This window comes from Halomonas sp. PAMB 3264 (assembly GCF_031954245.1).
Taxonomy (GTDB): domain Bacteria; phylum Pseudomonadota; class Gammaproteobacteria; order Pseudomonadales; family Halomonadaceae; genus Vreelandella.
The window spans coordinates 130,217-144,579 of the sequence record NZ_CP134866.1 but is presented as its reverse complement, the minus strand read 5'-3'; the positions used below and the strand labels follow the sequence as shown (position 1 = coordinate 144,579).

Genomic DNA, 14,363 nt, shown 5'->3' with positions numbered 1-14,363 from the left:
GCTCATTCGGGGAGCATAACAACACGCCAGTAACCCATACCTATAACAAGAAAAACTCCAGACGTTTCGGTGATAGAGGTACCAGACCATGACATCCGATCAAATCACATCCTGCGCCCCCGCAGGTCGCCCCAGAGCACCGCAAACACTGGGTTTTCTGCTGTTGGACAACTTTACCCTGATCTCTTTGGCCTCGGCGATCGAACCCTTGCGCATGGCCAACCAGTTGGCCGGCCGCGAACTCTATCGCTGGTATACGCTGACTCAGGACGGCGCCTCGGTACGCGCAAGCGATGGCCTCAACGTGACGCCGGACGCCGCCATGCAGGCGCCGCTCGCCTTCGACTGGGTCATCGTTTGCGGCGGCGTTGCCCCTCAGCATAGTGTCAGCCGCGAGCATATCCACTGGCTGCAGACCCAGGCGCGTCAGTTAAAGCATTTGGGGGCAATCTGCACCGGCAGCTGGGCGCTGGCCAAGGCGGGACTTCTCGATCACTACGAAACCAGTATTCACTGGGAGTGTCTGGCCTCTGTTCAGGAAGCCTTCCCGAAAATCGTGCTCACCACCAAGCTCTTCTCCATCGACCGCGACCGTTTCACCGCCTCCGGCGGCACCGCGCCGCTCGACATGATGCTCAACCTGATCGCCCACGACCACGGCAAGGCGCTCTCGGCGGGCATTTCGGAGATGTTCATCTACGAGCACATGCGCAACGAACAGGACCAGCAGCGCGTGCCGCTCAAGCACGTGCTCGGCACTACCCAGCCCAAGCTTCTGGATATCGTGGCGCTGATGGAGTCCAACCTCGAGGAGCCCCTGGAGCTCAACGAGCTGGCAAGCTACGTCGACGTGTCCAGGCGTCAGCTCGAGCGGCTTTTCCAGCGCTACCTGCACTGCTCGCCGTCGCGCTACTACTTGAAGCTTAGACTGGTGCGCGCGCGCCAGCTTCTGAAACAAACGTCGCTTTCGATCATCGAGATCGCCTCGGTATGCGGCTTCGTCTCGACGCCCCACTTCTCCAAGTGCTACCGCGAGTGCTTTGGCATTCCGCCCAGAGACGAGCGCCTGGGCTCGCAGTCGCGCCAGACGCCGCAGATCAAGAACGCGCCTCTGATGCAGCACTGGGGCGTGGAACCTGCCGGGAGCGAGCCTACCTCGAGCGCGCTTCTGGCGCTGGCCTACGCCCAGGGCGAACCGACGTTTGCCAGCGTGCCGCTTGTGAACTGATCCACCCCGAAAACTTTTAAAACTTCGCAAGAGCGGCCCGCGCGGTCGCTTTTTTGTGCGCGCCCGTTGGCTTGGAGCCGCGCGGTTTCCTTCTGGCGACAGCACGCCATACCGTTTAATCGCCCACTTTGCTACGCGCGCGACGCGCTCATGACGCAGCGTGACGCTTTTGGAATTTTCGTCGTCGTTTCCAGGAGCAGCGCGACCCCGGCCCAGCGCTATGCTCCCCGTCATGGACAACCCTGGAGCCTCGTTATGACCCCTTCTGAATTGCACCAAGACGCCATCGTCATCGACGGTCTGATCATCGCCAAATGGAACCGCGAGCTGCTGGAAGACATGCGCCGTGGCGGCCTGACCGCGGCCAACTGTACCGTCTCGGTGTGGGAAGGGTTCAAGGCCACCGTCGATAACATCGTCGCCTCCAACAAGCTGATGGACGAGTGCAGCGACCTGGTCCGCCCGGTGCGCACCACGCGCGACATCACCCGCGCCAAGGAAGAGGGCAAGACCGGCATCATCTATGGCTTCCAGAACGCCCACGCGTTCGAGGACCAGATCGGCTACGTCGAAGTGTTCAAGCAGCTCGGCGTGGGCATCGTACAGATGTGCTACAACACCCAGAACCTGGTGGGTACCGGCTGCTACGAGCGTGACGGCGGGCTATCGGGCTTTGGTCGCGAGATCGTCGCCGAGATGAACCGCGTGGGCATGCTGTGCGATCTTTCCCACGTCGGCGCGAAAACCTCCGAGGAAGTCATTCTCGAGTCCAAAAAGCCGGTGTGCTACTCCCACTGCCTGCCGTCGGGCCTCAAGGAGCACCCGCGCAACAAGTCCGACGAAGAGCTCAAGTTCATCGCCGACCACGGCGGCTTCGTCGGCGTGACCATGTTCACCCCGTTCTTGAAGAAAGGTGTCGACTCCACCATCGACGACTACTGCGAGGCGATCGAGTACATCATGAACATCGTCGGCGAAGACGCCATCGGCATCGGCACCGACTTCACCCAGGGCCACGACCAGAACTTCTTCGAGTGGCTGACCCACGACAAGGGCTACGCCCGCCGCCTGACCAACTTCGGCAAGATCATCAACCCGGAAGGCATCCGCACCATCGGCGAGTTCCCCAACCTGACCGAGGCGCTCTTGAAGCGTGGCCTGAGCGAGTCCCAGGTGCGCAAGATCATGGGCGAGAACTGGGTGCGCACGCTGAAGGACGTGTGGGGCGAGTAACGATTTCAAACGGGGCGAGTCGATTCAAAAAAGCGCCGCCCCCATGACCCTCTCTTGTTTGAACAAGTACAAGTTTTAAGGATGACCACCGTGACCAAGACAGCCCCTGAACTTCCGATCGACGTCGACAGCGAAACCGGTATCTGGACGACCGACGCCCTGCCGATGCTGTACGTGCCGCGCCACTTCTTCGTCAACAACCACATGGCCGTCGAAGAGGCGCTGGGTGCGGAGAAATATGCCGAGATCCTCTATCACGCCGGCTACAAGAGCGCCTGGCACTGGTGCGAAAAAGAGGCCGAACTGCACGGCCTGGAAGGCGTTGACGTCTTCGAGCACTACATGAAGCGCCTTTCCCAGCGCGGCTGGGGGCTTTTCAAGACCGAAGAGATCGACTTGGACGCCGGCACCGCTCGCGTTCGTCTGGAGCACAGCGCCTTCGTTTATCAAATGGGCAAGGTCAACCGCAAGATCGAGTACATGTTCACCGGCTGGTTCGCCGGCGCCATGGATCAGATTCTGGCGGCGCGGGGAAGCGACCTTCGTACGGTCGCCGAGCAGACGCAAAGCGGCGCCGAGGAAGGCTGTGACCACGGCCTGTTTGTTGTAACGCCCAAGCACTGAGGGTCGACGTCATGGCATTCGATGCACTGTTCAAGCCGATTCAGATCGGCAAGCACACTATCCGTAACCGCGTGGTCAGTACCGCTCACGCCGAGGTGCACGCCACCGACGGCGGCATGACCACCGAGCGTTACGTCAAGTACTACGAAGAGAAGGCCAAGGGCGGCTGCGGGCTATGCATCTGCGGCGGCTCGTCGATCGTCTCGATCGATAGCCCCCAGGGCTGGTGGAGCTCGGTGAACCTCTCCACCGACCGCATCATTCCGCACTTCCAGAATCTGGCGGATGCCGTGCACAAGCACGGCGGCAAGATCATGATCCAGATCACCCACATGGGCCGGCGCTCGCGCTGGGATGGCTTCGACTGGTCGACGCTGGTCTCGCCGTCCGGCATCCGCGAGCCGGTGCACCGCTCGACCTGCAAGACCATCGAGGAAGAGGAGATCTGGCGCATCGTCGGCGATTTCGCCCAGGCCGCGCGCCGGGCGAAGGAAGGCGGTCTCGACGGCGTCGAGCTCTCCGCGGTGCACCAGCACCTGATCGACCAGTTCTGGAGCCCGCGGGTCAACAAGCGTACCGACGAATGGGGCGGCACGTTTGAAAACCGCATGCGCTTTGGCATGGAAGTACTCAAGGCGGTACGCGCCGAGGTCGGCGACGACTTCACGGTCGGCATGCGCATCACCGGCGACGAGTTCCACCCGGACGGCCTCGACCACGAGGAAATGAAGCGCATCGCGGCGTACTACGACGCCACCGGCAAGGTCGACTTCTTCGGCGTCGTCGGCTCGGGCTGTGATACTCACAACACGCTCGCCAACGTCATTCCCAACATGTCCTACCCGCCGGAGCCGTTTTTGCACCTGGCGTCGGGCATCAAGGAAGTGGTTAGCGTGCCGGTCATCCACGCTCAGAACATCAAGGACCCCAACCAGGCCCAGCGAATTCTGGAAGGCGGCTACGTCGACATGGTCGGCATGACCCGCGCCCACATTGCCGACCCGCACATCATCGCCAAGATCAAGAACGACCAGGTCGACCAGATCAAGCAGTGCGTCGGCGCGAACTACTGCATCGACCGCCAGTACCAGGGCCTGGACGTCCTCTGCATTCAGAACGCCGCGACGTCGCGCGAATACATGGGCCTTCCGCACATCATCGAGAAAACCGAAGGCCCCGTGCGTAAGGTCGTGGTGGTCGGCGGCGGCCCTGCCGGCATGGAAGCGGCGCGCGTGTGCGCCGAGCGCGGCCACGACGTGACGCTGTTCGAAGCGAAAGAGCAGATCGGCGGGCAGATCACCATCGCCTCCAAAGCGCCGCAGCGCGATCAGATCGCCGGTATCACTCGCTGGTACCAGCTCGAACTCAACCGGCTCGGGGTCGATCAGCGCCTGGGCACCAGGGCGGACGAAGCCACCATCAAGGATCTGCGCCCGGACGTGGTGCTGCTGGCCACCGGCGGCCAGCCGTTTCTCTCCCAGGTACCGGAGTGGGGCTATGACGCGGACAGTGGCAAGAGCCTCGTGGTCAGCACCTGGGACATCCTCGAAGGCCGCGTCGAGCCTGGCAAGAACGTGCTGATCTTCGACACCATCTGCGAGTTTTCCGGCGTCTCCGCGGCGGACTACCTGGCCGACAAGGGCTGCAAGGTCGAGATCGTCACCGACGACATCAAGCCGGGCGCGGCGGTAGGCGGCACCACCTTCCCCACCTACTACAGAAGTCTGTACGAGAAAGAGGTCATCATGACCTCGGATCTCGCCCTGCATAAGGTGTATCGCGAAGGCGACTCTCTGGTCGCGGTGCTCGAAAACGAGTACACCGGGGCTTTAGAGGAGCGCGTGGTCGACCAGGTCGTGGTCGAAAACGGCGTGCGTCCGGACGAGGCGCTCTACTACGCGCTCAAGCACCAGTCGCGTAACAAGGGCCAGACCGACATCGAAGCGCTCTACGCGATCAAACCCCAACCCAGCCTCTCGCAAAGCGGCGACGGCTTCGCGCTGTTCCGCTTGGGGGATTGCACCGCGCCACGCAACACGCATGCAGCCATTTATGACGCGCTGCGGCTGTGCAAGGACTTCTGACACAATAACGCTGTAAGCCGACCACCGCGGGCCCTTGGGCCCGCGGTGTAGTCCTTACGGTGTCTCTGAGAGGAGAGACGCCATGCTCGATACCCTGTTACCCATCCTGCTGTTTTCTGCGCTGGCGCTTGCCGCCATCGGCGCGGTTCGCCGCGTTCGTTTATGGCGCCAGGGGCGGCCCTCTTCCGTGCCCGTACTCAAGGGCCTGATGCAGGTACCCAGGCGCTACCTGGTCGACCTGCACCACGTCGTCGAGCGCGACAAGTACATCTCCCATACCCACGTCGCCACCGCCGGCGGCTTCGTGCTGGCCGCTTTGCTGGCCATTATTGTCCACGGCTTTGGCCTGGACAGCGCGATTCTTGCCTGGGTGCTGCTGGCCGCCACCACCAGCATGTTCATTGGCAGCATTCTGGTCGCCAAACGCAGAAGCCCGCCGCCGTCACGGCTATCGAAAGGGCCGTGGATGCGCCTGCCGAAAAGCCTGATGGCGTTCTCGATCGGCATGTTCGTGGTCACACTGCCCACCGCCGGCATTTTGCCGGAAGGCGTGTTCCAGGAAGGCCTTGGCTGGATAGCAGCGCTGGTGCTCGCGGCCATCATCGTCTGGGGTCTGGGCGAGATGTTCTTCGGCATGACCTGGGGCGGGCCGATGAAGCACGCCTTCGCCGGCGCTCTGCACCTGGCGTACCACCGCCGCCCGGAGCGCTTTTCCGATAAAACCGGCGGCGAGCACCGCTCCACCGGCCTGAAAGCGCTGCATTTGGGCGACGATAACGCCAAGCTCGGCGTCGAAAAGCCCGCGGACTTCACCTGGAATCAGCTTCTGGGCTTCGACGCCTGCGTACAGTGCGGTCGCTGCGAGGCGATGTGTCCGGCCTTTGCCGCCGGCCAGCCGCTCAACCCGAAAAAGCTGATTCAGGACATGGTCGTCGGCATGGCCGGCGGCAGTGACGCCCACTATTACGGCTCGCCCTACCCCGGCAAGCCGGTCGGCGAGCACCAGGGCGACCCGCACGGGCCAATCGTTGCCCGCCAGGGCACCGCGCTGGTGGACCCGGAAACGCTCTGGTCCTGCACCACGTGCCGCGCCTGCGTGGAAGAGTGCCCGATGATGATCGAGCACGTCGACGCCATCGTCGACATGCGCCGCTTTTTGACCCTGGAGCACGGCAATACGCCCAACAAGGGCGCCGAGGTACTCGATAACCTGATCGCCACGGACAATCCCGGCGGCTTCGATCCCGGCTCGCGCCTGCACTGGGCGGCGGATCTGAACCTGCCGCTGATGGCGGACAAGAAGGAAGCCGATGTGCTGTTGTGGCTCGGCGACGGCGTGTTCGACATGCGCAACCAGCGCACCCTGCGCGCCTTCATCAGCGTACTGCGGGCCGCCAATGTCGACTTCGCCGTACTGGGCAACGAGGAGCGCGACAGCGGCGACGTCGCGCGCCGCCTGGGCGATGAGGCCACCTTCCAGACGCTGGCCCGCCGCAATATCCAGACCATGAGCCGCTACCGCTTCGATCGCATCGTGACCTGCGACCCGCACAGCTTCCACGTGTTGAAAAACGAGTACGGCGAGCTGGGCACGGCGGATACCCCGGCGGATTATCACGTGCAGCACCACAGCACGTTCATCAGCGAACTGGTCAGCGCCAACAAGCTCAGCTTCAAGGCGTGGAAAGGTGGCAGCGTTACCTACCACGACCCGTGCTATCTGGGCCGCTACAACGGCGAGTACGAGGCGCCGCGCGACGTGCTCAAGGCACTCGGCATCGAGATCAAGGAAATGGCTCGCTCCGGCTACCGCTCGCGCTGCTGCGGCGGCGGCGGCGGCGCGCCGATCACCGATATTCCCGGCAAGCAGCGAATTCCTGACATGCGCATGGAAGACGTGCGCGAAACCGGCGCGGACCTGGTCGCCGTGGGCTGCCCGCAGTGTACCGCCATGCTCGAAGGCGTGGTGGAGCCGCGCGCCGGCATCAAGGATATCGCCGAGCTGGTCGCCGACGCACTGATCATCGACACCACCGCCGAGAAAGCGGCGCCGGCCCAGGCCGCCCCCGCCCCTGCGCTGGAGGAAACCTCATGAGCGACATTCTGCGCCGCGACCCCCGCAAGGAGTGGATCGCCCGTAACCGTCTGCACCCGCAGCATTTGAGCGTAATGGCCGAACTCGGCGGCGGTGCCAAAGCCACCGAGTGGATGGGCCCCAACGGCGTGATGCGCCGCGACCCGCGCGCGGTTGGCTTCATCGGCCCCAACGGCATACGCCGCATCGATAGAAGCGGCGTCCAGCAGGCCGCTCAGGCCCCGGCGCACAGCGCCGCGGCCAAGGATACCCGCCAGAACGTCACCATCGACGCCCCGGCCTTTATCGTGGCCGTGGTGCCGGACATGGCCGGCGGGCGCCTGTCGGCCCATGACCGTGATCTGCTGGGCCTGGCCCGTCAGCTCGCCGACGCCGACCCGGCAAGCCCGGGGGCGGTACTCGCCGTGGTGTTTGGCGAGCACAAGGAGAGCGCCTTCGGCGAGGCCGGCATCGACCGACTGCTGCATCTGGGCGGCGAGCGCTTCTCGGGCTATCTGCCGGAACTCAAGGTAGCCACGCTTCAAAGCGTGGAGCGCGAGCTGGCCCCGCGCTTTTGGCTCTTGCCCGACTCCGCCCTGGGCGGCGGCGAGCTTGGCCGGCGCCTGGCCGCCAGGCTGGGCGAGCGCCCTGCCGCGCAGGTGTGGCAGGTCGAGGCCAATAACGATAGCGCGACCGGCTGGCGGGCCACCGCCCGCGCCGGCGCTGGACGCCACGACGTTCACCGCGAGCTGCCCCGGGTCGTGCTGGCACTGGCTGAGTGCGCCGACCCGGTCAGCGAGACCCGCCACGCCTGTGATCCCGTCGCGCTTGGCCAGGGGCTTCCCGACGTGCTCGGGCGCATCGAGGATCTCGGCGAAGTCGCCGTGGATCCGGCCAGCGTCTCGCTTGCCGAAGCCGAGTTCATTCTCTCCGCCGGCAACGGCGTCAAGGATTGGGACGGCTACCACCACGCCGCCGACGTGCTCGGCGCGACCAAGGGGGCCTCGCGCGTGGCAGTGGACGATGGCTACATGCCCCGCGACCGTCAGGTCGGCGCCACCGGTACCTGGGTCTCCGCCCGGGTCTACGTGGCGGTGGGCATTTCTGGCGCCATCCAGCACCTTCAGGGCATTCAAAGCTGCGACAAGGTCGTCGCCGTTAACCTCGACGAAGGCTGTGACATGGCCAAACGTGCCGACCTGACCGTGATTGGCGACGCAAGCGCGGTGCTCGCCGCGCTGGTCGCGCGGGTCGAGCAGTACCGCGCCGAGCAACAGGAGAACCGCGATGCCGCCTAACGCCCCCGCCCAACGAGGTGCGTCACTCAATGTGGCCGTACTGGTGTCGATCGGCCGCCATCCGTTGACCGCCCGCGCCCGGCGCGCCGACCAGGACGCCCGCGCGGTGGAAATGGCGCTCTCCCTGGAGAACGCGTCTGTGCGCCTTCTGCACGCCGGCCAACACGAAAGCGAGCAGGAAGAGGCCCTGCGCGGCTATCTCGGCATGGGTATCGACCATATCGGGCTGATCGAGCAGGACGAGCACGCCGACGTGATCCCGGCGCTCACCCAGGCGCTTCGCGACGATGCCCCGCAGCTGATTCTGACCGGCAGCCGCGCGGAAACCGGCGAGGCCTCGGGGCTTCTGCCCTACCAGTTGGCCGAAGCGCTGGGCTGGCCGATCATCACAAGCCTGGCCGCGGTCGAGAAGGTCGAGCAGGGCACGGCGGTGGTGCTTCAGGCGCTGCCCCGCGGCAAGCGTCGGCGCCTGCGCATTCGCCTGCCGGCGATCGCCACGATCGACACCAGCGCCCCGGCGGCGCGTCAAAGCGCCTTCGGCCCGGCGCGGCGTGGCGAGCTGAGCTTGAGCGAGGCGCAAAGCGAAGTGGACGAAACGCTCGCCGGTTGGCAGTTCCATCCGGCGCGCAAGCGCCCGAAACGCCTCAAGATCGTCAAATCCTCTTCGGCGCGGGACCGCTTCAAGGCCGCCGCCGCCAAGGCGGACGGCGGCGGCGGGCAGACGCTAACGGACGTCACCCCGGAGCAGGGCGCCGAGGCGATCTTCAAGCTGTTGAAAGAGGAAGGCGTGCTGCGCTAGTTGCGCATCCGCACCCATCCAACACGAATCGCCCACCCCAGCGACGCGTTGCGCCGCGTCGCTGGCTAAAGCCTGCTCCTACGGAAGATGAATCACACTGCACGAATGGCCACGGGGTTTCGTAGGAGCCCGATTCATCGGGCGATGGCGCCGACAGGCGCCCCGGATGAGGCCGCCGTGACACCGCCCATCCCAGCGCCACGTCGCTGGTTAAAGCCTGCTGCTACGGAAGGTGGATCACACTGCACAAATGGCCACGGGGTTTCGTAGGAGCCCGATTCATCGGGCGATGGCGCCGACAGGCGCCCCGGATGAAGCCGCCGTGCAGCTTTGCGCCGCGTCACGGGCCAAGGCACCCTGTTACAAGATCAAACCGCGTTCGTTGAACAACGATTCGAGGGGCTTATTTTACGGCCACCCCCGGTTCTAACCTCAGCCTCTGACGCTCGCGCCGTAAGCCAATACCGGCGTGTATCACCAGCACCGTAATTACCACCACCCCGCCGGCAAGCGTCGAGGCGGTGGGCTCTTCACCCAGCAGCCACCACACCCAGAGCGTACCCAGCGCGGTTTCCACCAGATAAAACAGCGCCACCTCGGTCGAGGGCAGATAGCGCGTGGCGCTGTTGATCAACACGGTCGCCAGCGGCATCTGAACGAGCCCCATCAGCGTCAGCACGCCAAACTGCGGCGCCTCCAGGGCAAACGGCGAGGCCATCGGCCAGGCAATCGCCGAGGACAGAAGCCCACCGCCGGCGATCACGGTGATCGTGTCGATGCCGGGGTAGCGGCGCAGCAGCGTGAGATTGCCGCCGATCGCAAGCGCCGCGGCCAGCGCGAAGAGGTTGCCCAGAAGCATCCCCGCCGCCCCCTCGCCCAGAAACACCAGCCCCATGCCCAGCATGCACAGCGCGATGGCGATCAGCGTGCGAAGCGCTACTCGCTCGCCGAGAAACACGCGCGAGAAAATCGCGGCGAACAGCGGCGCGGTGCTCAAAATCACCACCACGTTGGCCACGCTTGCGTTCATCACCGCCAGCACGAACAGCGCCGAGATCAGGCCCAAAAGCGTGGCCGAGGCCAGCGAGGCCACCAGATGCACGCGCAGCGTCGATAGCTTTCGCCGCGCCAGGCAAAGCGCACCCAGCACGCAGAACATCAGAAAGCCGCGCCAGAACACGATGGTGAAGCCGTCGGTCGCGGCCAGGCGAATCAACAGCCCGTCGAAGCTCAAAAAAATGACGCCCAGAATGACGATCATCAGGCCGCGCTGGTAGGTACTGGTCTGCATGACACCGACTCCCGATCAAAAAACGAACCGCCCGCCAAAAGGCGAGCGGTCGCTGAGAACGTTATGACAAGGCGCGGACGCCTCGACGGCTAGCGGCCCTGGGACAGCGCCATGCGCGCCGCGCGCCCCCGGCCTTTCGGGCGCACCAGCCAGAAGCCGACGCCGCCGGCCAGCAATAACATGGCGCCGCAGCCAATGGCCAGACCAAAAGCGCCCTGCACTGCCCCGGCGCTCAGGCCGAACTGCGCGGCGAAGCCGTCGAGGGTCACCGCGTACTGGCGCCACAGGAACACGCCGATGGCCACCCCGGAGAGCATGGTGCACAGCGCAATCAAGCGTGTGCCGGAGACCCAGCCGCTGACGCTTTGGGCGTCGAACGTGTGCAGGAACGCCCGGTACTCGCGCTCGGCCGGGCTTACGCGGGTCATCCGGGAGGCGATGGCGATGGCAATGAGTGCCATCAGCGTGCTGAGAAGCACCGGGTGCAGATAGACCGGAAGCGAGAGCCATTCGGCCTGCACCATCAGCGAGATGATGACATTACCGACAAAGCCCACCGCCAGCCCCCAGCCGGCGCCGGCGGCGGTAATGCGCGTGCTCCAGATGCTCAGAAGCGCTACCGGCCCCCAAGAGGAGGCGAAGAGCGTGGCGGCGAACCACACCACCGACATCACCGCCGGCGGCTGAAACAGCGCCAGAATCAGCGCGATCAGGCCGGCGGCGAGCACGGCCAGGCGGCTTTTACGCATCGCCGAGGCCTCGTCTTTGGAGGCGGCCAGAATGTCGTTGGAGATGCTGAAGCCGATGATCGACAGAAACGTCGAGCACGACGAGAGCCCGGCGGCGAACACGCCGGTCAGAATCACCACGCCAAGCCAGGTCGGCAGAATATTGAGCGCCACCCAGATCATCGAGCGCTCCGGGTCGAGGCTCGTGTCGTAAAGATTGATCGCCGCCCCGGTCACCATCATCAGCGCGTAGAACACGGCCAGCGCCACCGCGGTCAGCATCGCCGAGCGCATCACCACGTGCTCGTTGCGCGCCATCAGGTAGCGGCTCGACTGCCAGGGGCTCGCCGCCAGCACCGCCGCCCACACAAGGCCCAGCGTCAGCCCCCAGGTCAGCGCTTCGCCGGGCGAGGAGAACGTGGCGTCCGGCCCTTCCAGCACGCCGTGCCACAGCGCGATGCCGGGCTTGTCGGTCTGGGTCAAAAGCCCCTCGACCACGCCGCTCCAGCCGCCCAGGTCATTGATGACGTAGAGCGAGCCGCCGAGGGCGGCCAGCGAGAAGATCACGAACATGATGGTGTCGGTGAGCATGACGCCGGGCGAGCCGGAGTAGAGGATGAAGCCGGTGTAGGTCGCCCATACCAGCACCAGACCCACCCAGTAGGGCATGCCGGTGAGCTCGGCAAACATGATGCCCGCGCCCTGCATCACGCCCAACAGATACGCACCCAGGCCGATGATGGTGGTCAGCCCCGCAATCACCTGCACCTTGCGCGAGGCAAAGCGCTTGCCAAAAAATTCCGGCACCGTGTTGGCGCCGCTGCGGCGCAAATAGCGCCCGAACACCAGCGCCCCCAATAGGCACCCGGAGGTGCTGACCGCGGCGAAGATCAGCATCACGAACGGATAGCCCTGGTAGGCAAAGCCGGTTTCACCGAGAAAGGCGCTGGTGCTGAGATAGCTTGCCACCAGCGTGCCCAGAATGAAGAAGGTCGGCGCGTTGCGCCCGGCGACCAGGTAGTCGTCCAGGCCCTTGACGCGCCGGCCGGCCAGATGGCCGATGACGAAGTAGCCGATCAGGCTCAGCAGTATCGCGACGGTGTAGATCATGAGTGCAGCCGTTGAGTTGTTGATATTTGAGTTGTTGAGATTGTTGAGGCGCAGACAGCGCCTGCGCATTCCCTGCCTGCATGATGCAGCGCTTTATAAGCCGCCTCTTAGCTAACCGCGCCAGCGGATGCCGAAATTACGACACTCGATAACGCCAAAAGGCGCCGAGAAGGCGCCTTTTGGCTCACACTGTCCCGCTGCTATCCCGCCATGCGCGGTACGGCGTTCAACTCCCGCCACTCCTTCTGTAGCCCCATGAACAGGCTTGCGCACATTAGCAAGAGCACCAGCGTAAAGGGCAGGCCCGTGGCCACGGCGCCGGCCTGCAGCGCGGTCAGCGCGGTGCTGCCGCCACCGTAAAGCAGCACGCCGGCGATCACGCCTTCGAGCGCGGCCCAGAACACCCGCTGGCCTTTCGGCGCGTCGGTCTTACCGCCGGCGGTGATGCTGTCGATCACGAGCGACCCCGAGTCCGACGAGGTGATGAAGAACACCAGCACCAGCACGATGGCGAGTGTCGAGGTGATCGACGTCAGCGGCAGCTGCTCGAGCATGTGGAACATGGCAAGCGAAACATCAGAGATACCATTGGAAAGCTCGCCGATACCGTTTTCCGCCTGGAACAAGGCCGTTCCGCCGAAGGCGCTCATCCACACCAGCGTGACCAGCGTCGGCACCAGCAGCACTGCGACCAGAAACTCGCGCACCGTGCGGCCTTTCGATACCCGTGCGATGAACATGCCCACGAACGGTGACCAGGAGATCCACCAGGCCCAGTAGAAGATGGTCCAGCCGTGGTACCAGGTGTCGTCGTCGCGGCCAACCCAGTTCGACAGCGGCAGCAGGTGGCTGGCGTAGTCGACCGCCGTGGTGCCGATGCCGGTCAGGATCGCCAGCGTCGGGCCGGCAGCGATCACGAAGATCAGCAGAATGGCGGCGATCACCATGTTGATGTTCGAAAAGAGCTTCACCCCGCCGTCGAGCCCGCGCCAGACCGAAATCAGCGCGATCACCGTGACCACCACGATGATCGCGAGCTGCGTGCCGATGGTGTTGGGCGTGTCGAACAGGTACGCCATGCCGCTGGCCGCCTGGGTGGCGCCGAAGCCAAGCGACGTCGCCAGGCCGAAGATGGTCGCCAGCACCGCGAGGATATCGATGACGTGCCCTGCCCAGCCGCGGGTACGCTCGCCCAGAATCGGGTAGAACGCCGAGCGCAGCGTCAGCGGCAAACCGCGGTTATAGGCGAAAAACGCCAGCGACAGCCCGACCACGGCGTAGATCGCCCAGGGATGCAGCCCCCAGTGGAACATGGTCGCGCCCATCGCCGCGCTCGCGCCTTCCGGCGTGTTGGCGGGCGTATTCAGCGGCGTGCCGTACCAGTCGGTGTAGTAGGCCACCGGCTCCGCCACGCTCCAGAACATCAGCCCGATACCCATGCCAGCGGCGAACAGCATCGCAAACCAGGAGGTGCGCGAGTACTCGGGCTTGGCCTCCTGACCGCCGAGGCGAATGCGCCCCAGCGGTAAAAAGATCAGCATCAAGCAGAAGATGACGAAGACGTTGCCCGCGATCATGAACAGCCAGTCGAAGTGCTCGATCGACCAGTTCTTGGCAAGCCCCAGCTGAGCATTGGCCGCGTCGGGATAGACCAGCGCGTAGAGAATGAACAGCAAAATGGCGAGTGCGGAGAGGGGAAAGACGGGGTTATGAAAATCCAACCCCATGACCTGCTTGTTGTCCTGGCCGGGCGCCAGAACAGGTTCCTCGTGGTTCATAGGTTGTCCTCAGGTTTTAATCTTTATTATTTGACGCGGTGCGCCATCGCCGGACACGGCTTGTAAATTCTTGAGCGAGACGGCCCCGTTTGATTGCCCAAAACCGACCTCGACGT

The 14,363-nt window shown here is 64.5% G+C and carries 10 protein-coding genes; 7 read left to right on the top strand and 3 right to left on the bottom strand.

From position 1 onward, the window contains the following. Window positions 1-88 precede the first annotated feature (88 nt). From RN347_RS00635 to RN347_RS00605, 7 genes are all read left to right on the top strand, one after another. Window positions 89-1,228 (top strand): GlxA family transcriptional regulator, encoded by a 1,140-nt coding sequence (locus RN347_RS00635; protein ID WP_263585544.1) that lies wholly within the window; start codon window positions 89-91, stop codon window positions 1,226-1,228. Window positions 1,229-1,483: 255 nt separating this feature from the next. Further along, window positions 1,484-2,461: a dipeptidase gene (locus RN347_RS00630; RefSeq protein ID WP_263585545.1), complete on the top strand. Its 978-nt coding sequence runs from the start codon at window positions 1,484-1,486 to the stop codon at window positions 2,459-2,461. 90 nt (window positions 2,462-2,551) lie between these two features. After that, window positions 2,552-3,085, top strand: a complete 534-nt coding sequence (locus RN347_RS00625; RefSeq protein ID WP_252108110.1) for a 4-vinyl reductase — start codon at window positions 2,552-2,554, stop codon at window positions 3,083-3,085. A gap of 11 nt (window positions 3,086-3,096) precedes the next feature. Further along, window positions 3,097-5,169 carry a dimethylglycine demethylation protein DgcA gene (gene dgcA / locus RN347_RS00620; protein WP_311959309.1) on the top strand — a complete coding sequence of 691 codons (2,073 nt, stop codon included), beginning with the start codon at window positions 3,097-3,099 and terminating at the stop codon, window positions 5,167-5,169. An 82-nt stretch (window positions 5,170-5,251) separates the two neighbouring features. Continuing rightward, the gene (locus RN347_RS00615; RefSeq protein ID WP_263585548.1) at window positions 5,252-7,264 is read left to right on the top strand and encodes a (Fe-S)-binding protein; all 2,013 of its coding nucleotides are present in this window, start codon (window positions 5,252-5,254) and stop codon (window positions 7,262-7,264) included. Further along, the gene (locus tag RN347_RS00610; RefSeq protein WP_263585549.1) at window positions 7,261-8,541 is read left to right on the top strand and encodes an electron transfer flavoprotein subunit alpha/FixB family protein; all 1,281 of its coding nucleotides are present in this window, start codon (window positions 7,261-7,263) and stop codon (window positions 8,539-8,541) included. The genes RN347_RS00615 and RN347_RS00610 overlap by 4 nt, the downstream gene beginning before the upstream one ends. Beyond that, on the top strand, window positions 8,531-9,340 hold the full coding sequence (locus RN347_RS00605) for an electron transfer flavoprotein subunit beta (protein WP_311959305.1): 810 nt from the start codon (window positions 8,531-8,533) through the stop codon (window positions 9,338-9,340). Before RN347_RS00610 ends, RN347_RS00605 begins: the two co-directional genes overlap by 11 nt. A gap of 403 nt (window positions 9,341-9,743) precedes the next feature. On the opposite strand, the gene RN347_RS00600 is transcribed toward RN347_RS00605, so the two are convergent. The 3 genes from RN347_RS00600 to RN347_RS00590 form a co-directional block, all read right to left on the bottom strand. Then, window positions 9,744-10,631: a DMT family transporter gene (locus tag RN347_RS00600; protein WP_311959303.1), complete on the bottom strand. Its 888-nt coding sequence runs from the start codon at window positions 10,629-10,631 to the stop codon at window positions 9,744-9,746. Window positions 10,632-10,720: 89 nt separating this feature from the next. Continuing rightward, on the bottom strand, window positions 10,721-12,469 hold the full coding sequence (locus RN347_RS00595) for a sodium:solute symporter family protein (RefSeq protein WP_311959302.1): 1,749 nt from the start codon (window positions 12,467-12,469) through the stop codon (window positions 10,721-10,723). A gap of 200 nt (window positions 12,470-12,669) precedes the next feature. Continuing rightward, entirely contained in the window at window positions 12,670-14,247 is a 1,578-nt protein-coding gene (locus tag RN347_RS00590; RefSeq protein ID WP_263585553.1) for a BCCT family transporter, read from the bottom strand. Window positions 14,248-14,363 lie beyond the last annotated feature (116 nt).